Raw genomic sequence first — 17,422 nt, forward strand, 5'->3', positions numbered from 1 at the left:
GCTGAATCGCCGGTAGCGTTGAAGTTGTTACTGCACCAACTTGCGGTGCGGGAGGGAGCGCAATATGAGTGAGTCAGAGCGTTCGGACGGCTATGCCGAGAGCTTATCGGCCGGCCACTCGCAGCCCATGTCCAGCGATGAGGCCGCCGAGCTGGAATCGCTGCGTCGTGAGGCCGCGGTTCTGCGTGAGCAACTGGAGAATGCGGTAGGGCCCCAGAGCGGACTGCGCAGTGCCCGCGACGTCCACCAGCTCGAGGCGCGGATCGACTCGCTCGCCTCGCGCAACGCCAAGCTCATGGACACCCTCAAAGAAGCCCGTCAGCAACTCCTCGCGCTGCGCGAGGAGGTCGACCGGCTGGGACAACCACCGAGCGGCTACGGCGTGCTGCTCGGTACCCACGAGGACGACACCGTCGACGTGTTCACCTCGGGTCGCAAGATGCGCCTCACCTGCTCGCCGAACATCGAGACCGCATCGCTCAAGCAGGGCCAGACGGTCCGGCTGAACGAAGCGCTCACCGTGGTCGAGGCCGGCAATTTCGAGTCGGTCGGTGAGATCAGCACGTTGCGCGAGATCCTCTCCGACGGTCACCGGGCCCTGGTGGTCGGGCATGCCGATGAGGAGCGCATCGTCTGGCTGGCCGAGCCGCTGGTCGCCGCCGAGGACCTGCCCGACCTTCCCGACGCCAGGCAGGACGACGACCGTCCGCGCAGGTTGCGGCCGGGTGACTCGTTGCTGGTCGACACCAAGGCCGGATACGCCTTCGAGCGCATCCCCAAGGCCGAGGTCGAGGATCTCGTCCTCGAAGAGGTGCCCGACGTCAGCTACAACGACATCGGTGGTCTGGGGCGGCAGATCGAGCAGATCCGCGACGCGGTGGAGTTGCCGTTCCTGCACAAGGAGCTGTATCGCGAGTACTCGTTGCGCCCGCCCAAGGGTGTGCTGCTCTACGGCCCGCCCGGTTGCGGTAAGACCCTGATCGCCAAGGCGGTGGCGAACTCACTGGCCAAGAAGATGGCCGAGGTTCGTGGCGATGATGCCCGCGAGGCGAAGAGCTATTTCCTCAACATCAAGGGCCCCGAGCTGCTGAACAAGTTCGTCGGTGAGACCGAGCGTCACATCCGGCTGATCTTCCAGCGGGCCCGCGAGAAGGCGTCCGAGGGCACGCCCGTGATCGTGTTCTTCGACGAGATGGACTCGATCTTCCGCACCCGCGGCACCGGTGTCAGTTCCGATGTCGAGACAACCGTTGTGCCGCAGTTGCTTTCGGAGATCGACGGTGTGGAGGGGCTGGAAAACGTCATCGTCATCGGCGCTTCCAACCGTGAGGACATGATCGACCCGGCGATCCTGCGGCCCGGCCGCCTCGACGTCAAGATCAAGATCGAGAGGCCCGACGCCGAATCGGCACAGGACATCTTCTCCAAGTACCTGACCGAGGCTCTGCCGGTGCACGCCGACGATCTGGCCGAGTTCGGCGGGGACCGCTCGCTCACGATCAAGACGATGATCGAGAAGGTCGTGGACCGGATGTACGCCGAGATCGACGACAACCGGTTCCTGGAGGTCACCTACGCCAACGGTGACAAGGAAGTCATGTACTTCAAGGACTTCAACTCCGGCGCCATGATCCAGAACGTCGTCGACCGCGCGAAGAAGAACGCCATCAAGAGCGTGCTGGAGACCGGTCAACCCGGTCTGCGCATCCAGCATCTGCTGGATTCGATCGTCGACGAGTTCGCCGAGAACGAGGACCTGCCCAACACCACCAATCCCGATGACTGGGCGCGGATCTCGGGCAAGAAGGGCGAGCGGATCGTCTACATCCGCACTCTGGTCACCGGCAAGTCGTCGAGTGCGAGCCGGGCCATTGACACCGAGTCGAACCTGGGGCAGTACCTGTAGGGCCCTGGCCCAATCGGCCCCCGTCCGGGCGGCGCCGGTGGCAGCATGGAGCTGTGACCACACCGGCGCTGTCGTGGGACGTGGTGCCCGTCGACAATCCCGACGAGCTGAACGTCGTCATCGGGCAGGCGCACTTCATCAAGACGGCCGACGACCTGCACGAGGCGCTGATCGGTGTCAGCCCCTCCTTGCGGTTCGGTTTGGCTTTCTGCGAGGCGTCGGGTCCGCGGCTGGTGCGCCGCAGCGGTAACGACGCCGGCCTTGTCGAGTTGGCGGTGCGCAACGCGCTGGCCATCGGCGCGGGACATGTGTTCGTGATCTTCCTTCGCGAGGGATTTCCGGTGAACATCCTCAATCCGGTCAAAGGGGTTCCGGAGGTCTGTTCGATCTACTGCGCCACCGCCAATCGGGTCGAGGTCGTCGTCGCCGTCACCCCACTGGGGCGCGGCATCGCCGGCGTGATCGACGGGCAGCCGCCGCTGGGTGTCGAAACCGATGAGGACGAGACGGCCCGGCGAGAGCTGTTGCGGACGATCGGCTACAAGCTCTGACGGGTCACGAATCGGCCGTATGAGTGCGGTACCTGTCGCGCGCCACCAGGGTGAGACGTAGGTCGTCGAGCAGCGGGTCGAAGAACCGGGACCGCTGTTCGGCGTCCGAAACCGCCCGGGCGCTCATGTACATGAAGGTCAATGCGGCCAGGAACATGGTGGTCTGGATCAGCGCCTGAGGGACCGGGAAGGTCATGCCGAGCAGTCGGCCGTCGGGTGACCCGTTGCGCGTCCAGGCGGCCAGCAGTTCAGGACTGAGCACGATCAGGCCCAGCACGAAGAAAATCAACGCCGTCACGATCGCGACGGTCATTATCTGAACGATTTGCGAGAGTACGAGCACGAACACCACGTTGAACCGCTCGGGCTTCGACAGGCGCACCCGCCGTGGCCGGTCGGCCATGGTGGCGAACGGGGTGCCGGCCAGGCGCCGGTCGTCCTCGGGTTCCTTGGCGTCGGGCCGCAGAATCGGCCGCACCCGCTCCAGCGTGCTGGAGACCAGGAACACTGCGGCCACCGCGAACAGGAAGATCAGGACCAGCCAGAGCCGGGCCCGGCTGAGGGTGGACGCCATGACCCAGACGTAGGTGTTGAAGAAGACCAATACGGTCAGCAGGACCACCGGCAGTGCCCGGACGAACAAGCTGCCGACCGACGCCAGATTCAAGACCGTCACCTGGGCGGCGAAACTCAGAATGGATCCGATTCCTGTTGCGGTGCAAACCAATACGCCCGCGATGACCAGGAATTCGATGACCAGGTTGACGCTGTCACGCGCGGTCATGCCGCCGTAGAATCCGCTCGCCACGGTTACCAGCACGGCGACCGTCGACGCGGTCCCGGCGGTGCGCGCGGTGGGGAGCCTGGAGACGGCCCATCCGACCAGGGCGGCGACCGGCAACACCAACAGCAGTACCGCGAGGACGAACCACTCGGTGCGCGTCGGCGTGCCACCGATGTCGATGGTGTGCTTGCCGGTCACGGCGACCACCAGTACCGAACTGAAAGTCACCCAGGCGTAGGCCGCCAGTGCCGGTGCCGAACGGGCCCACACCGACCGGACCAGCGCGCCGGGCCGCAGCACGGCCGGCAGTCCGTTGGCCAGAAACCAGCGTTCGGCCTCGATGTGGTCGGGGAATTCTGGGGTCGCCATCAGCATTACTGCACCAAGCAATCACCCGTACGGCAAGCACCGCGCGTGACTCGGAAAGCGTGTCGTGCCGGGGGCCCCGGCCGGTCAACCGGGCGACGAACCGATGTGCGAGGCGATGGCCCGCAGTTCGTCGAGTACGACGGCGATTGCCGGACGTGCCGTGGCACCCGCGCGCGTGACCGCCTCCACCCGTCGCGCGACGGAGATGTCGGTGATCGGCAACCGCACCAACTCACGCGCGAGCCGCACATGGCGGGGGATGAGGGCGATGCCGGTGCCCGCGTGGACCAGCTCCTCGACCACCCGGAAGTCGTTGATCCGCTGGGTGATTCGCGGCCGGACCCCGGAGAGGATCGCGATCGAGTTCAGCACGTCGTCAACCATCAAGCCGCCTTCGACACCGATCCAGGGTTCGTCGGTCAGATCGGACAGCCGCACCCGATCGCGGCCGGCGAGGCGATGCCCGGGCGGCAGGACGACATCCAGTGGCTCACGCAACAGTTCGGTGGATTCGAAGCGCGGGCCCCACGAGAGCGTGTCGCGTTCGTCGCGATGAACCACCACGACATCGAAGTCGGCGAGCTGCGCCGGTGCCCTGGATGCCGGCACGTCGATATCGCGGCCGACAACCTGTACGCCGTGCTGTGCCGCGCGAACAATCAATGGGGCCAACAGCATTGCCGCGCCGGAGGGGAAGAACGACACGCTGACCGTGCCGCGGGGTGTGCTCCGATAGGCATCCATCTCGGTGCGGGCGCGGTCCAATGCCGCCAGAACGGCGTCGGCGTGACCGACCAGCACCTGGCCCGCATCGGTCAGCCGCACCCGTCTGCCGTCGGGTTCGATCAGTGGCACTCCGGCCTCACGTTGCAGGATCTTCAGCTGCTGGGAGACAGCCGAGGGCGTCATGGACAGCACCTGAGCCACTGCGGCCACCGTGCCGTGGTCGGCGAGCTCACGCAGCATTCGCAGGCGACCGGCATCCATGAAGCAATGCTACATATAAGGTGTAAAAACATTAGCTTGACTGAATCATAGGCAGGGCAACACGCTGAGTGCATGCCCCGACGCTCTACCGAACTGTGTCTGCTCGCCGTCGCTGTGGTGTGGGGATCGAGTTACCTGGCCACCAAGGAGATCGCCGCGGGCGACACGGTCTTCGGGCTACTGGCGGTGCGGTTCGCCATCGCCACAGCGGTGCTGGCCGCTGTCATGTGTCGGCGGTTGACGGGATTGACCCGCGTGGAGGCGGCCTGCGGCGTGGTCGGAGGCGTGCTCCTGGCCGCCGTATGCGTTGCTGAAACATACGGCGTGACAATGACATCGGCGTCCAATGCCGGTCTGATCATGGCGCTGACCATCGTGGCCACACCCGTGATCCAGCGCCACCGGGCTGGTCGTCGCTTCTACCTCGCGGCGGCGCTGGCGGTGATCGGTTGCGCGTTGCTGACGCAATCCGGCGGACTGACGTCCCTGCGAGCCGGGGACGTCGTGATGGTGATCGCCGCTCTGCTGCGCGCCGTACATGTCACCGTCATGGCGCGGATGTCGGACGAGCGTGGAATCGACTCGGCACGAACCACTTTGGTGCAGCTGCTCACGGTCGCCGCAGGGACATTAGCCCTGTGTGTGGCATCGGGGCAGTCCATACGGGCGGTGACGGGGGCTTACGGCCCAGGTGATTGGCTGCTCATCGGGTACCTCGCGCTGGCCTGCACGGTATTCGCGTTCTGGGTGCAGTTGCGGGCGCTGGGCACGTCCAGTCCGGCCCGGGTCAGTCTGCTGGTGGGCACCGAACCGCTGTGGGCTGCCGTCATCGGTGTCGCCGTGGCCGGCGATCCGATCACTGTGGCCGGAGTTGCCGGAGCCGCACTGGTGATCGCCGGTACCGGGTGGGGCCGGGCGCTGCTGACACCCTCTCGTGCTCACCGTGACGTGGGGCCCGGTGGGTGCGGTCCAGTCGTGCCTACGGATGCCGTGGAGTTGCCCGAATGTGCTACGGCGGGCGTGCGACGGTGACGACATTCGGAGAAGCGAGCGTATTCGGACACCATTTGCAGGGTTGAACGCGCAGGCGATCATTAGATTTTCATTTGAATTTCCCGGGCGGCGGTCTGCGCGGGCGATGCGGGTGTGCCGCGCCTCCGTTGTGCCGCGCCCGATGCGGCGGCGGCGGGGGAAACGACCCGGAGTTGGTACCCCTGCACCAATGTAACGATTCGATAACGACGCTAACACTTTTCTGAGATTGACGATTCGCGGAGTTGTTGCAGGTCAACGAGGGTGCCGGCAGACGTATCGCGGCTTCCCCGGCGGTGGCGCGGCTTGATCCCGGCAGGGTGGTGTGCTTACGTCGATGTCGCCGATGGCTTGAAACTGACGATGATCGCTGAGAAGTTCGGTGGTGACTTTTAACTCGATATGCGTGTTTTAGAAAGCGTCCCGGGACGCCATTCCCGGGAAGAATTCCTGCGCCCTCCACGGGGTACCGATGCGATTGGCATCCGCGACCTTGCGGAAGCCACCGGGGTGCTCGATCTCAATTCCACGTACGCCTATCTGTTGCTGGCGACTGATTTTGCTGCCACGTCAATAGTGGCCGAACGCGACGGTGACCTGCACGGATTCATCACGGGTTACCACCCGCCGCCGCGACCGGATGTCCTGTTCGTCTGGCAGGTCGCCGTGGCGCCGTCGGCGCAGGGCGGGGGATTGGCCAGCACCATGCTCGATGCGCTCGTGCATCGGGTGCGAGCGCAGCGCGAAGGGCGCCCGGTGACCGTGGAAGCCACGGTATCGCCCGGAAATGCCGCCTCTCGCGCGTTCTTCGGTGCCTTCGCGCGCCGTCACGGCGTCCCGCTCGTCGAGGATCCGCATTTCGGATGCAATCTCCTCGATGCCGACGGCGGGCACGAGGACGAGCCGATTCTGCGGATGGGGCCCATCGCCACGCCGCTCTCTCGCTGAAATCAGTTATCTGATAACCAGTTTGATTTATTGGAAGGATTATCCCTTGCTGCTCGCTACGACAGCGCCGTTGTCCGAATCTGACCTTCCCGACGTGTTCAGCACGGTCGAGTCCGAGGTGCGCAGTTATTGCCGGGGCTGGCCCACTGTCATGAACAGTGCCGCGGGCTCCTGGGTGACCGACACCGCGGGACGTACCTACATCGACTTCTTCGCCGGAGCTGGGGCGCTGAACTACGGCCACAACAACGCCGCACTGAAGGAGCCGTTGCTCGAATACCTTGCCTCCGACGGGATCGTGCACTCGCTGGACATGGCCACCGCGGCCAAGCAGCGGTTCCTGGAGAGCTTCGAGCGGTTCATCCTGCAACCGCGCGGGCTGGACTACAAAGTGCAGTTCCCCGGGCCGACGGGCGCCAACTCGGTGGAGTCGGCGCTCAAGCTGGCCAGGAAGGTGACCGGACGCGAGTCGGTCATCAGCTTCACCAATGCTTTTCACGGCATGACGCTGGGGGCCCTGTCGGTCACCGGCAACTCGATGAAGCGGGCCGGGGCGGGTATCCCGCTCGTGCACGCCACCCCGATGCCTTATGACAACTACTTCGGCGGGGTCACCGAGGACTTCCAGTGGTTCGCGCGCGTGCTCGACGATTCGGGCAGCGGGCTCAATCGCCCCGCTGCGGTGATCGTCGAAACCGTGCAGGGCGAAGGCGGTCTCAACGTCGCACGGATCGAATGGCTGCGCGCACTGGCCGAATTGTGCCGCGAACGCGACATCCTCCTGATCGTCGACGACGTCCAGATGGGGTGTGGCCGCACCGGGCCGTTCTTCAGCTTCGAGGCCGCAGGCATCGTGCCCGATATCGTCACGATATCCAAGTCGGTCAGTGGCTACGGCCTGCCGATGGCGCTCACCCTGTTCCGCCGGGAACTCGACGTGTGGACGCCGGGGGAGCACAACGGCACCTTCCGCGGTCACAACCCCGCCTTCATCACCGCCACCGCGGCGATCGAGACCTATTGGCAGAACGAACAATTCAGCGCCGATGCGGTGGCCAAGGGTGAGCAGATCCGGGCCCGGCTGGAGGAGATCGCCGCTGCCCATGAAGGCGTGACCGCCCGTGGTCGCGGAATGGCACAAGGGCTCAAGTTCGACGAGGCGGAGCTGGCCGGGCGGGTGTGCCGGGCCGCGTTCGACCGGGGTGCGCTGATGGAGACCAGCGGTCCGTCCGACGAGGTGGTCAAACTACTGCCGCCGCTGACCACTCTTCCGACCGAATTGTCCGAGGGACTCGACATTCTCGCCGAGTCCATCGCAGTCACGCTGGCCTGAGGAGGCTTGAAACATGATCGTTCGCACCACGGCTGAGATCACCGGGACGGACCGCGACGTCGCCGACGGAACCTGGCGATCCAAGCGCATCCTCCTGGCCGGCGACGGTGTCGGCTTCTCGTTCCACGAGACCACCATCGAGGCCGGCTCGGTCAACGAGTTCCACTACCAGCACCACATCGAGGCGGTGTGGGTCATCGAGGGGACCGGCACGCTGACGGACCTGCAGACCGGCCAGCAGTACCCACTCGCCGATGGGACCATGTACGTCCTCAACAACCATGACCGCCACCGAGTTACGTGCGACGAGCAGCTGCGGATGTTGTGCGTGTTCAATCCGCCGGTGACCGGGCGGGAGGTCCACGACGAGAACGGCGTCTACCCGGCGCCGCAGTCTGTCGCATGACGGCAGTCCAGCGAGAACCCGTCGGCGAATCACGTACGGACTCGGCCGTTGTCGAGGATCGTTACCCAACCCGGCTGGACCACGCGATCGAGCCGATACCGCGCCAGGAGCCCGTGGTGTGGGGCGGGGTGGCGGACGGGCCGCTGAGTCAGCACCATCTCGACGGCTTCTCCGAGTACGGCTACCTGGTCGCCCCCGAGACGGTCTCCGATGATTGGCTGCCGTTGTTGCGGCACGAAATCGACCGGGTCGCAGTGGATCTCGAGAAATACGATCCACGAGTGATCCGTGAACCGGGCGGCACGATCCGGTCGATCTTCGAGCCGCACCTGCTGAGCGATCTGGTGGCCCAGGTGGTTCGGCTGGACACGGTACTGCCGGTGGCCCGGCAGCTGCTCGGCGGTGATGTCTACATCCACCAGGCCCGGATCAACCTCATGCCCGGTTTCACCGGGACAGGGTTCTACTGGCATTCGGACTTCGAGACCTGGCATGCCGAGGACGGCATGCCGGCGATCCGTGCCGTCTCGTGCTCGATCGCGCTGACCGAGAACTATCCCTACAACGGGTCGCTGATGGTCATCCCCGGCTCGCACCAGACGTTCTACCCGTGCGTCGGCGCCACGCCCGAGGACAACCACGACACCTCCCTGGTCGTCCAGAGCATCGGGGTACCCGATCAGACGACCTTGACCAAGGCTGTCGACGAGCACGACATCCACCAGTTCACCGGTCCGCCCGGTACCGCACTGTGGTTCGACGCGAACCTGCTGCACGGCTCGGGGTCCAACATCACTCCGCTGCCGAGGTCGAACGTCTTCCTGGTGTTCAACTCCGTCGACAATGCGCTGACGGAGCCGTTCGCCGCCGCGCGGCGACGGCCCGAATACCTGGCGGCCCGGGGTCGGGGTGCGCAGGCCGTCACCTAGGCTGGCCACATGCAACGGATTATCGGAACAGAGGTCGAATACGGCATCTCATCGCCGTCCGATCCGACCGCCAATCCGATCTTGACCTCGACTCAGGCGGTGCTGGCATACGCGGCTGCCGCCGGCATCCAGCGTGGAAAGCGCACCCGGTGGGATTACGAGGTCGAAAGCCCGCTGCGCGATGCTCGCGGATTCGACCTGTCCCGGGCCTCGGGGCCGGCTCCGATCGTCGATGCCGACGAGGTCGGCGCGGCCAACATGATCCTCACCAACGGTGCCCGGCTGTATGTGGACCATGCCCACCCGGAGTATTCGGCGCCCGAGTGCACCGATCCGATGGACGCGGTGATCTGGGACAAGGCCGGCGAGCGCGTGATGGAGGCCGCGGCCCGCCACGTCGCCAGCGTGCCAGGAGCCGTCAAGCTGCAGCTCTACAAGAACAACGTGGACGGCAAGGGCGCCTCCTACGGCACCCACGAGAACTATCTGATGTCACGCCAGACGCCGTTCTCCGCGGTGATCGCGGGTTTCACGCCGTTCCTGGTGTCCCGCCAGGTCGTGACCGGCTCGGGCCGGGTCGGTATCGGGCCGTCGGGCGACGATCCCGGCTTCCAGCTGTCCCAGCGGGCCGACTACATCGAGGTCGAGGTCGGCCTGGAGACCACGCTGAAGCGCGGCATCATCAACACCCGCGACGAGCCGCACGCCGACGCCGACAAGTACCGCCGGTTGCACGTCATCATCGGCGACGCCAACCTGGCCGAGACGTCGACCTACCTCAAGGTCGGGACCAGCTCGCTGGTGCTCGATCTGATCGAGGAGGGGCCGCAGTTCGGGCTGGATCTGTCCGATCTGGCGCTGGCCCGGCCGGTGCACGCGGTGCACGTGATCAGTCGCGATCCTTCGCTGCGGGCCACGGTCGCGCTGGCCGACGGTCGCGAGATGACCGCGCTGGCGCTGCAACGGGTCTATCTGGACCGGGTGGCCAAACTGGTGGATATCAAGGACCCCGACCCGCGGGCCTCCCACGTCGTCGAGACCTGGGCCCACGTGCTCGACCTGCTCGAACGCGATCCCATGGAATGCGCCGAGATCCTGGACTGGCCCGCCAAGCTGCGGTTGCTGGAGGGTTTCCGCCAGCGCGAGAACCTCGGCTGGCAGGCGCCCCGGCTGCACCTGGTCGATCTGCAGTACTCCGACGTCCGGCTCGACAAGGGCCTGTACAACCGGCTGGTCGCGCGGGGTTCGATGAAGCGGCTGGTCACCGAGCAGCAGGTGATCGACGCGGTCGACAACCCGCCGACCGACACCCGGGCCTATTTCCGCGGTGAATGCCTGCGCCGCTTCGGTGCCGACATCGCCGCGGCCAGCTGGGACTCGGTGATTTTCGATCTCGGCGGCGATTCGCTCGTCCGGATTCCGACGCTCGAGCCGCTCCGCGGCAGCAAGGCGCATGTGGGCGCCCTGCTGGACTCCGTGGACAGCGCCGCCGAACTCGTCGAACAACTCACGAACTGACCATCTCCGGCGGTGAGCTATCCCGGGCAATCCGGGTGCCGACCGGTACTGTGGAAGGACCGGTTGGGCGGATAGCCCGGCCGATGACAATTGCAGGAGGCAGCGATGGCTCAAGAGCAGACCAAGCGTGGCGGTGGCGGCGGCGAGGATGAAGACCTCCCGGGTGCATCTGCCGCCGGCCAGGAGCGTCGCGAGAAGCTGGCCGAGGAGACCGACGATCTGCTCGATGAGATCGACGACGTGCTGGAAGAGAACGCCGAAGACTTCGTGCGCGCCTACGTCCAAAAGGGCGGCCAGTGACCTGGCGCGAAAACTTCTCTCCGTCTTTGCCCCAGCCCCATACCGGTACCCCTTCTGCAGCCATGGACCTGTCGTCATTCTCTGAACTGCTGCGTCGACAGGCTCCCGAGCTGTTGCCGGTGAACCGTGTCGCCGACGGGGTGTTCAACCCGACCAACGCGGTGCCGCACGGGACGACCATCGTCGCGATCAAGTATCGCGGCGGGGTGCTGATCGCCGGTGACCGCCGCTCGACTCAGGGCAACATGATCGCCGGGCGCGACGTGCAGAAGGTGTACATCACCGACGATTACACGGCGACCGGTATCGCGGGCACCGCGGCCATCGCCGTGGAGTTCGCCCGGCTCTACGCCGTGGAACTGGAGCACTACGAGAAACTCGAGGGCGTCGCCCTGACGTTCCGCGGGAAGGTCAACCGGTTGGCCATCATGGTGCGGGGCAATCTCGGTGCGGCACTGCAGGGTTTCGTGGCGCTGCCGTTGCTGGTGGGCTTTGATGTTGACGCCGCCGATCCCGAGAACGCGGGCCGCATCGTGTCCTTCGACGCCGCGGGTGGTTGGAACATCGAGGAAGAGGGCTACCAATCGGTGGGCTCCGGCTCGATCTTCGCCAAGTCCTCGATCAAGAAGCTCTACCCCAAGGTGGCGGATGCCGATTCGGCTCTGCAGGTGGCCATCGAGGCGCTCTACGACGCGGCCGACGACGATTCGGCCACCGGCGGACCCGATTTGGTGCGCGGCATCTATCCGACGGCGGTGACCATCGGTGCCGAGGGCGCCGCGGAGATCACCGAGGAACGCATCGCCGAGCTGGCTCGCGAGGTCATCGCGCGCCGGACCCGGACGGGCGGTGAGGGGTAAATGAGCTTCCCGTATTTCATCTCGCCCGAGCAGGCGATGCGTGAGCGCTCCGAACTGGCGCGCAAGGGCATCGCCCGTGGCCGCAGCGTGGTGGCATTGGCCTACGACAGCGGTGTGCTGTTCGTGGCGGAGAACCCGTCGCGGTCGCTGCAGAAGGTCAGCGAGCTCTACGACCGGGTCGGTTTCGCCGCCGTCGGCCGGTTCAACGAGTTCGACAATCTGCGGCGCGGCGGCATCCAGTTCGCCGACACCCGTGGCTACGCCTACGACCGCCGGGATGTGACCGGCCGTCAGTTGGCCAACGTCTACGCGCAGACCCTGGGCACGATCTTCACCGAGCAGGCCAAGCCCTACGAGGTTGAGTTGTGCGTGGCTGAGGTGGCGCATTACGGCGAGACCAAACCCCCTGAGCTGTACCGGATCACCTATGACGGTTCGATCGCCGACGAGCCGCACTTCGTGGTGATGGGCGGAACCACCGAGCCGGTCATCACCGCGCTGAACGAGTCGTATGCCGAGAATGCGGACCTCGCCGCCGCGGTGAAGATCGCGGTGGCGGCGCTGAGCGCCAGCCCCAACGGCTCTGAGCCGCGCGCATTGGGCCCCGCCACCCTTGAGGTGGCGGTCCTCGACGCCACCCGGCCGCGGCGCTGCTTCCGGCGGATCACCGGCACCGCGCTGGAAGCGCTTCTGCCCGAAGCGGATTCGGCTTCAGATTCGGATGCCGAGCCAGCTGAGTAACCGCTGTGTCAGAGCCGGTTGCCGGTACCTGCCGCGACGTCGAGCCTAGGCGAAGACATTGACGACTGTTTCCGCGTCCGCGCGGTCGGTGTAGAGCTGCCAGAGCTGCTCGGCCAGATCATCGGGATTCAGCGTGCGGATCGCGATGCCGGCGAACTGCTCTGAATCGGCCATCGCCCGGTGGATGTCGCCGCGCTCGATGAGGCCACCGATGGTGAGGGTGCCGGCGTAGATCCCGGCGGGGGCGAGTGCGGCATGCAGGGTGATCGCGTAGTTGCGTAGCGCTGCCGCCGCCAGTGCCAGCCCGCCGAGCGTGGGCATCGGCACGACGCTGCTCAGCCCGCCCGCGAACAACAATCCTCCGCTGCCGCGCTGCCGCATCTCGGGTAACAGCTGCGAGGCGAAGTCGACCGCGGGCACCACGGTGTCGAGCGCCGACTTCGCTCCTGCGGCGTCGAGATCGGTGATGTCGTCCGTGGGCGCCGTTTCGAACGCGGCCGGACCGTAGTAGCCGACGTCGATCCGGCCGAACCGGGCGCGGACCGCCTCGATGGCGCTGTGCAGTTGATCGGGTTGCGAGGCATCGGCGACGTACGCGGCCGCCTCGATGCCCTTGTCGGCCAGCGAGGCCAGATAGCCCGAATGGCGTTGTGGTGAACGTGAAATCAGCGCCACGCGGTATCCCGCGACGCCGAATCGGTGGGCGACGGACAGACCGAGGCCGGGGCCGACGCCGAGTACGGCGAGGACGGGAGCAGAAGTTGAGGTCATACTCAACTTGCTACCACAAGTTGAGTGGACCCTCAACTTCGCTAAGATCAGTGCCATGACGGCGATGCGCGCGGATGCGGTCAGAAACCGGGACCGCCTGGTGGCCGCGGCCGCCGAACTCTTCACCGAACGCGGGGTGGACGTACCGCTCGACGAGGTCGCGCGCCGGGCCGGCGTGAGTATCGGCACGCTCTACAACCACTTCCCGAACCGAGGCGCACTCCTCGATGTGGTGCTGGCCGACCGGTTGGCCGTCATCGACGGGCTGGCGCAGCAGGCGCTCGGCGATGCCGACGCGTGGCGCGGGTTCACGGAATTCCTGGACAGCCTGTTCACGATGCAGGCCTCCGACCGCAGCATCAACGACGCGGTGGCGCGCAATCCGGTCGGTGCTGTCGACGTGGCGGGGGAGTGCGGCCGTGCCGGGGGACTGCTGGAGGTTGTCGTCGAACGGGCCAGGGGCGCCGGAGCGCTGCGAGCCGACTTCGGTACCGATGACCTCGCAACGTTGATGTGGGCGATGTCCAAGGTGATCGCGATGGCCGACGGTGACGATGCCGTATGGCGGCGTCACCTGGCTTTCGTGTTGGACGGGCTGAAGGGTCCCGCCGCGTCAGGGCCCGTCGGTGCGCTCGGGCCGCCAGCCGACGTAGCTCAACCACAGCCCCATCACGGTCAGTAGCAGGAAGAAGCCGCGCGCGGCGATCAGCAGCGCGGGGCTGGTCACGGTCGCGTCGGCGCCGGTCTGGATTGCTGACGGGAAGGCCATCATCGCCATTCCCCGCAGTGCGACGAACCAGCCGAACAGGGAGATCAGTACTGCGGTGACGCTGTACCAGTACTGATGGAAGGCGATCACCACCAGGCCCATCAGCAGCATTGCGGCACCGAGGATCCAGGGCAGGGTTCCGCTCGTGAACAGATCACTCAGCAGGTTGCCGAGGCTGGGCAGCCGGATCGCGATGATCACGGTCGCGACGGCGACGAAGGGGCCGAGAACCCGGGCGAACGCGCGGGTGCGCTGCTGGGCCAGTGGGGTTGGTTGGGGCATGTGAACGCTCCTGATTAATAAACCGACCGTCGGTCTATTTTTAGGCTAAGCTCGAGAAGCGTCCAACGTCAATGGAGGATTCGTGGCTCGGCAGGTGAACTCGACCGAACATGCCGCCCGGCGGCGCGAGATCCTCGACGCCGCGCTTCGGCTGATGCATGACAAGGGCTATGAAGCCATGACCATCGACGATCTGCTGGCTGATCTGGGGATCTCGAAAGGCGCGCTCTACCACTATTTTCGGTCCAAAAAGGCCCTGCTCGAAGGCGTGATCGAGCAGATGGGCGAGAGTGCCGCCGCGCGTTTGGCCGGCATCGTCGACGACCCGAACCGCGGCGCGCTGGACAAGCTGCACGCCTACCTGGACGCCTCCCGGGCATGGAAATCGGACAGTCCGACCGAGGTGGCGACGCTGGTCCGGTTGTGGCACGACGAGAACAACGCGCTGTTGCGGCAGAAGATGACGCAGGGTTCGATGCGCACCACGGCGCCGATGCTCGAGGTGATCATCCGCCAGGGATGCGCCGAGGGTGTCTTCGACACCGACTACCCGCACGAGGCCGCGGGCGTCATCACCGGGATGGGGCTGCACTTGGCCGACGCCTTCATCGAGGCCATCGAGGCCGACGGCGCCGCGGGCAACGACATCAGCGGGCCGCATGCGCAGAAGGTCGTGGGTGCCTATCTGCAGGCGTTCGAACGCATCCTGGGCGCGCCTCCGGAATCTCTGCGGTCGGCTCACGGCGCGTCGTAGTTCGAACCGGTGGTTCCACTCACTCTTTACAACGGGTGTCGAGGCGGTCACAATAAAACGAATTTGATTCGTTTTAGGAGCGACCGATGATCACCCTGACAGCCACCGCGCCAGCGTCGTTGTCCCGCAGCGCCGAGTCGACGCGCCCGCCGCTGCGGGTGGGATTGGTGCAGCACCGTTGGCGGCCCGACGCGACCGAGCTGGCCAAGGTGTTGTGTGACGGTGTGGACCGGGCGGCCGGCGCCGGGGCCACATTGGTCTGTCTGCCCGAGATCACGCTCCTGCGCTACCCGGCGGACACCCCGGCCGGGGCGAACCCGGGTGCGTCCGCCGAGGATCTCACCGGTGGGCCGACCTTTTCCCTGGCTGCCGACGCGGCCCGGGCGAACGGCATCTTCGTGCACGCCTCGCTGTACGAAAAGGCCCCGGCCTCAGATGGATTGGGTTTCAACACGGCAATCCTCGTGGCCCCTTCGGGGGAGTTGGCCGGCTACACTCGCAAGCTGCACATCCCGATCTCGGCGGGCTACTACGAAGACACCTATTTCCGGCCCGGACCGGGACCGTCCGCCGCGGGGGAGCCGTATCCGGTGTACAGCCCAGAGGGGCTGGGCGCGCGCGTCGGCCTGCCGACCTGTTGGGACGAATGGTTCCCCGAAGTGGCGCGCAGCTATTCACTCGGCGGTGCCGAGATCGTGGTCTACCCGACGGCGATCGGTTCTGAGCCGGTGTTCCCGGCCTTCGACACCCAGCCGCTGTGGCAGCAGGTGATCGTCGCCAACGGGATCAGCAGCGGGCTTTTCATGGTGGTGCCCAACCGGATCGGCGACGAGGGCAAGGTCACCTTCTACGGCTCGTCGTTCATCTCCGACCCGTTCGGCCGGGTGCTGGTCCAGGCGCCTCGGGACGAGGAAGCAGTGCTTGTCGCCGACCTCGATCTGGATCAGCGCCGGGACTGGCTGGAGCTCTTCCCGTTCCTGCTGACGCGGCGGCCCGACACCTACGCCGCCCTGACCGCACCGGTCGACGTGGCGCACCCGTACGGAGTCGGCCACGAGGCCACCGCAGTGGTCAAATGACCGCCTACCGAATGCCGGCCGAGACCGCACCGCAGGATCGCGTGTGGATGGCATTCCCGTCCGCAGGCTATTCATTGGGCGACACCGACCAGGAACACCACGAAGCACGCGCCACCTGGGCGGCAGTGGCGCACGCGGTGTCGGAGTTCGAACCGGTGACGATGGTGGTCGACCCTGCCGAAATGCCTGCGGCGCGGCGCTATCTGTCGGCGGCCGTCGACATCGTCGAGGCGCCGCTGAACGACGCCTGGATGCGCGACATCGGCCCCACCTTCGTGCATGCCGACGACGGTTCGGTGGCCGCGGTGGACTGGGTGTTCAACGGCTGGGGCGCGCAAGACTGGGCGCAGTGGGACCGTGACTCGAAAATCGCCGCCGCCGTTGCTGATTGGGCCGGTGTTCCGGTGGTCGACTCCAGCCTGGTGAACGAAGGCGGCGGCATCCAGGTCGACGGGCTGGGTACCGCGCTGGTCACCGAGACGGTGCAATTGGACCCCGGCCGCAACCCCGGCGCCACCAAGGCTGACATCGAAGCCGAGCTGTCGCGCACCATCGGTGCCGATCACACGGTCTGGCTGCCGCGTGGGCTGACCCGGGACTCGCAGCGCTTCGGCACTCGGGGACATGTCGACATCGTCGCGGCGATACCGTCGCCCGGGCGGCTGCTGCTGCATGCGCAGCCTGCGGAAGAACATCCGGACCACTTGGTGTGCAAGGAAATTCGCGCATCGATCGAGCAGAGCCGCGATGTCGCGGGGCGCCCGTGGGACATCGTGGAGCTGCCCGCGCCCGGTCAGTTGACCGACGCCGACGGTTTCGTCGACTACAGCTACGTCAATCATCTGGTGGTCAACGGCGGGGTGATCGCCTGCGCTTTCGGCGACCCGCGCGACGCGGACGCGGCGGCGATTTTGGCCGAACAGTATCCGGGCCGCCGTGTCCTCAGCGTCGATGCCCGCCCGTTGTTCGGGCGCGGCGGTGGCATTCACTGCATCACCCAGCAGCAGCCCGCCCCGCGCGGGCAGTGACCGGCCGGACCGAAACGCAGCTCAACTCGGCAGTCGGATCGGGGTGGTTGCCGCCCATGTCCTGCCCAAACCCGT

19 protein-coding genes are annotated in these 17,422 nt (G+C 66.2%); 15 read left to right on the plus strand and 4 right to left on the minus strand.

Going from position 1 to position 17,422, the window contains the following annotated elements; translation table 11 throughout:
- Window positions 1-64 precede the first annotated feature (64 nt).
- Window positions 65-1,906 carry a proteasome ATPase gene (gene arc / locus H977_RS0116280; protein ID WP_029108848.1) on the plus strand — a complete coding sequence of 614 codons (1,842 nt, stop codon included), beginning with the start codon at window positions 65-67 and terminating at the stop codon, window positions 1,904-1,906.
- Between the two features lie 53 nt (window positions 1,907-1,959).
- Window positions 1,960-2,457 (plus strand): adenosine-specific kinase, encoded by a 498-nt coding sequence (locus tag H977_RS0116285; RefSeq protein ID WP_029108849.1) that lies wholly within the window; start codon window positions 1,960-1,962, stop codon window positions 2,455-2,457.
- A 4-nt stretch (window positions 2,458-2,461) separates the two neighbouring features.
- Here H977_RS0116285 and H977_RS0116290 read toward each other — a convergent pair whose 3' ends face one another.
- Both H977_RS0116290 and H977_RS0116295 read right to left on the minus strand, forming a co-directional pair.
- The gene (locus tag H977_RS0116290) at window positions 2,462-3,610 is read right to left on the minus strand and encodes a hypothetical protein (protein ID WP_036476263.1); all 1,149 of its coding nucleotides are present in this window, start codon (window positions 3,608-3,610) and stop codon (window positions 2,462-2,464) included.
- An 84-nt stretch (window positions 3,611-3,694) separates the two neighbouring features.
- Window positions 3,695-4,597: a LysR family transcriptional regulator gene (locus H977_RS0116295; RefSeq protein WP_029108851.1), complete on the minus strand. Its 903-nt coding sequence runs from the start codon at window positions 4,595-4,597 to the stop codon at window positions 3,695-3,697.
- 72 nt (window positions 4,598-4,669) lie between these two features.
- Between H977_RS0116295 and H977_RS33345 the strand changes: the two genes are divergently transcribed.
- From H977_RS33345 to prcA, 9 genes are all read left to right on the plus strand, one after another.
- A complete protein-coding gene (locus tag H977_RS33345; RefSeq protein WP_081681748.1) occupies window positions 4,670-5,629 on the plus strand; it encodes a DMT family transporter in 960 nt (319 codons plus the stop codon).
- 402 nt (window positions 5,630-6,031) lie between these two features.
- Window positions 6,032-6,577 (plus strand): diaminobutyrate acetyltransferase, encoded by a 546-nt coding sequence (gene ectA / locus H977_RS0116310; RefSeq protein WP_029108852.1) that lies wholly within the window; start codon window positions 6,032-6,034, stop codon window positions 6,575-6,577.
- A 46-nt stretch (window positions 6,578-6,623) separates the two neighbouring features.
- Complete coding sequence (gene ectB / locus H977_RS0116315) at window positions 6,624-7,910, plus strand: diaminobutyrate--2-oxoglutarate transaminase (RefSeq protein ID WP_029108853.1); 1,287 nt, start codon at window positions 6,624-6,626, stop codon at window positions 7,908-7,910.
- A gap of 13 nt (window positions 7,911-7,923) precedes the next feature.
- Window positions 7,924-8,316 (plus strand): ectoine synthase, encoded by a 393-nt coding sequence (locus tag H977_RS0116320; RefSeq protein ID WP_029108854.1) that lies wholly within the window; start codon window positions 7,924-7,926, stop codon window positions 8,314-8,316.
- On the plus strand, window positions 8,313-9,245 hold the full coding sequence (gene thpD, locus H977_RS33350) for an ectoine hydroxylase (RefSeq protein WP_051288892.1): 933 nt from the start codon (window positions 8,313-8,315) through the stop codon (window positions 9,243-9,245). The genes H977_RS0116320 and thpD overlap by 4 nt, the downstream gene beginning before the upstream one ends.
- A gap of 9 nt (window positions 9,246-9,254) precedes the next feature.
- A complete protein-coding gene (dop, locus tag H977_RS0116330; RefSeq protein WP_029108855.1) occupies window positions 9,255-10,763 on the plus strand; it encodes a depupylase/deamidase Dop in 1,509 nt (502 codons plus the stop codon).
- Between the two features lie 105 nt (window positions 10,764-10,868).
- Window positions 10,869-11,063, plus strand: a complete 195-nt coding sequence (locus tag H977_RS0116335; RefSeq protein ID WP_019343292.1) for a ubiquitin-like protein Pup — start codon at window positions 10,869-10,871, stop codon at window positions 11,061-11,063.
- 62 nt (window positions 11,064-11,125) lie between these two features.
- Window positions 11,126-11,923: a proteasome subunit beta gene (gene prcB, locus H977_RS0116340; protein ID WP_155946673.1), complete on the plus strand. Its 798-nt coding sequence runs from the start codon at window positions 11,126-11,128 to the stop codon at window positions 11,921-11,923.
- Window positions 11,924-12,664, plus strand: coding sequence for a proteasome subunit alpha (prcA, locus tag H977_RS0116345; protein WP_029108857.1), 741 nt, complete (start codon window positions 11,924-11,926; stop codon window positions 12,662-12,664).
- Window positions 12,665-12,709: 45 nt separating this feature from the next.
- Here prcA and H977_RS0116350 read toward each other — a convergent pair whose 3' ends face one another.
- Window positions 12,710-13,435 (minus strand): SDR family NAD(P)-dependent oxidoreductase, encoded by a 726-nt coding sequence (locus H977_RS0116350; RefSeq protein ID WP_029108858.1) that lies wholly within the window; start codon window positions 13,433-13,435, stop codon window positions 12,710-12,712.
- A 55-nt stretch (window positions 13,436-13,490) separates the two neighbouring features.
- On the opposite strand from H977_RS0116350, the gene H977_RS33355 reads away from it, so the two are divergent.
- Complete coding sequence (locus H977_RS33355; RefSeq protein WP_036476188.1) at window positions 13,491-14,117, plus strand: TetR/AcrR family transcriptional regulator; 627 nt, start codon at window positions 13,491-13,493, stop codon at window positions 14,115-14,117.
- On the opposite strand, the gene H977_RS0116360 is transcribed toward H977_RS33355, so the two are convergent.
- Entirely contained in the window at window positions 14,049-14,486 is a 438-nt protein-coding gene (locus tag H977_RS0116360; protein WP_029108859.1) for a hypothetical protein, read from the minus strand. The two genes, H977_RS33355 and H977_RS0116360, sit on opposite strands and share 69 nt — an antisense overlap.
- 82 nt (window positions 14,487-14,568) lie before the next feature.
- Here H977_RS0116360 and H977_RS33360 point away from each other — a divergent pair, with 82 nt between their 5' ends.
- From H977_RS33360 to H977_RS0116375, 3 genes are all read left to right on the plus strand, one after another.
- Window positions 14,569-15,240 carry a TetR/AcrR family transcriptional regulator gene (locus H977_RS33360; protein ID WP_155946674.1) on the plus strand — a complete coding sequence of 224 codons (672 nt, stop codon included), beginning with the start codon at window positions 14,569-14,571 and terminating at the stop codon, window positions 15,238-15,240.
- A gap of 86 nt (window positions 15,241-15,326) precedes the next feature.
- Complete coding sequence (locus tag H977_RS0116370) at window positions 15,327-16,319, plus strand: nitrilase-related carbon-nitrogen hydrolase (protein ID WP_029108860.1); 993 nt, start codon at window positions 15,327-15,329, stop codon at window positions 16,317-16,319.
- Window positions 16,316-17,347 carry an agmatine deiminase family protein gene (locus H977_RS0116375; RefSeq protein WP_029108861.1) on the plus strand — a complete coding sequence of 344 codons (1,032 nt, stop codon included), beginning with the start codon at window positions 16,316-16,318 and terminating at the stop codon, window positions 17,345-17,347. The genes H977_RS0116370 and H977_RS0116375 overlap by 4 nt, the downstream gene beginning before the upstream one ends.
- Window positions 17,348-17,422 lie beyond the last annotated feature (75 nt).

Origin of the sequence: Mycobacterium sp. URHD0025, assembly GCF_000426065.1 — a bacterium.
Lineage (GTDB): Bacteria > Actinomycetota > Actinomycetes > Mycobacteriales > Mycobacteriaceae > Mycobacterium.

What these genes read in the sequence shown, in the direction of transcription:
- arc (WP_029108848.1), top strand. Translation starts at nt 65, where the DNA reads ATGAGTGAGTCAGAGCGTTCGGACGGCTATGCCGAGAGCTTATCGGCC.
- H977_RS0116290 (WP_036476263.1), bottom strand. Translation starts at nt 3,610, where the DNA reads ATGGCGACCCCAGAATTCCCCGACCACATCGAGGCCGAACGCTGGTTT.
- H977_RS0116295 (WP_029108851.1), bottom strand. Translation starts at nt 4,597, where the DNA reads ATGGATGCCGGTCGCCTGCGAATGCTGCGTGAGCTCGCCGACCACGGC.
- H977_RS33345 (WP_081681748.1), top strand. Translation starts at nt 4,670, where the DNA reads ATGCCCCGACGCTCTACCGAACTGTGTCTGCTCGCCGTCGCTGTGGTG.
- ectA (WP_029108852.1), top strand. Translation starts at nt 6,032, where the DNA reads ATGCGTGTTTTAGAAAGCGTCCCGGGACGCCATTCCCGGGAAGAATTC.
- H977_RS0116320 (WP_029108854.1), top strand. Translation starts at nt 7,924, where the DNA reads ATGATCGTTCGCACCACGGCTGAGATCACCGGGACGGACCGCGACGTC.
- thpD (WP_051288892.1), top strand. Translation starts at nt 8,313, where the DNA reads ATGACGGCAGTCCAGCGAGAACCCGTCGGCGAATCACGTACGGACTCG.
- dop (WP_029108855.1), top strand. Translation starts at nt 9,255, where the DNA reads ATGCAACGGATTATCGGAACAGAGGTCGAATACGGCATCTCATCGCCG.
- H977_RS0116335 (WP_019343292.1), top strand. Translation starts at nt 10,869, where the DNA reads ATGGCTCAAGAGCAGACCAAGCGTGGCGGTGGCGGCGGCGAGGATGAA.
- prcB (WP_155946673.1), top strand. Translation starts at nt 11,126, where the DNA reads ATGGACCTGTCGTCATTCTCTGAACTGCTGCGTCGACAGGCTCCCGAG.
- prcA (WP_029108857.1), top strand. Translation starts at nt 11,924, where the DNA reads ATGAGCTTCCCGTATTTCATCTCGCCCGAGCAGGCGATGCGTGAGCGC.
- H977_RS0116350 (WP_029108858.1), bottom strand. Translation starts at nt 13,435, where the DNA reads ATGACCTCAACTTCTGCTCCCGTCCTCGCCGTACTCGGCGTCGGCCCC.
- H977_RS33355 (WP_036476188.1), top strand. Translation starts at nt 13,491, where the DNA reads ATGACGGCGATGCGCGCGGATGCGGTCAGAAACCGGGACCGCCTGGTG.
- H977_RS0116360 (WP_029108859.1), bottom strand. Translation starts at nt 14,486, where the DNA reads ATGCCCCAACCAACCCCACTGGCCCAGCAGCGCACCCGCGCGTTCGCC.
- H977_RS0116370 (WP_029108860.1), top strand. Translation starts at nt 15,327, where the DNA reads ATGATCACCCTGACAGCCACCGCGCCAGCGTCGTTGTCCCGCAGCGCC.
- H977_RS0116375 (WP_029108861.1), top strand. Translation starts at nt 16,316, where the DNA reads ATGACCGCCTACCGAATGCCGGCCGAGACCGCACCGCAGGATCGCGTG.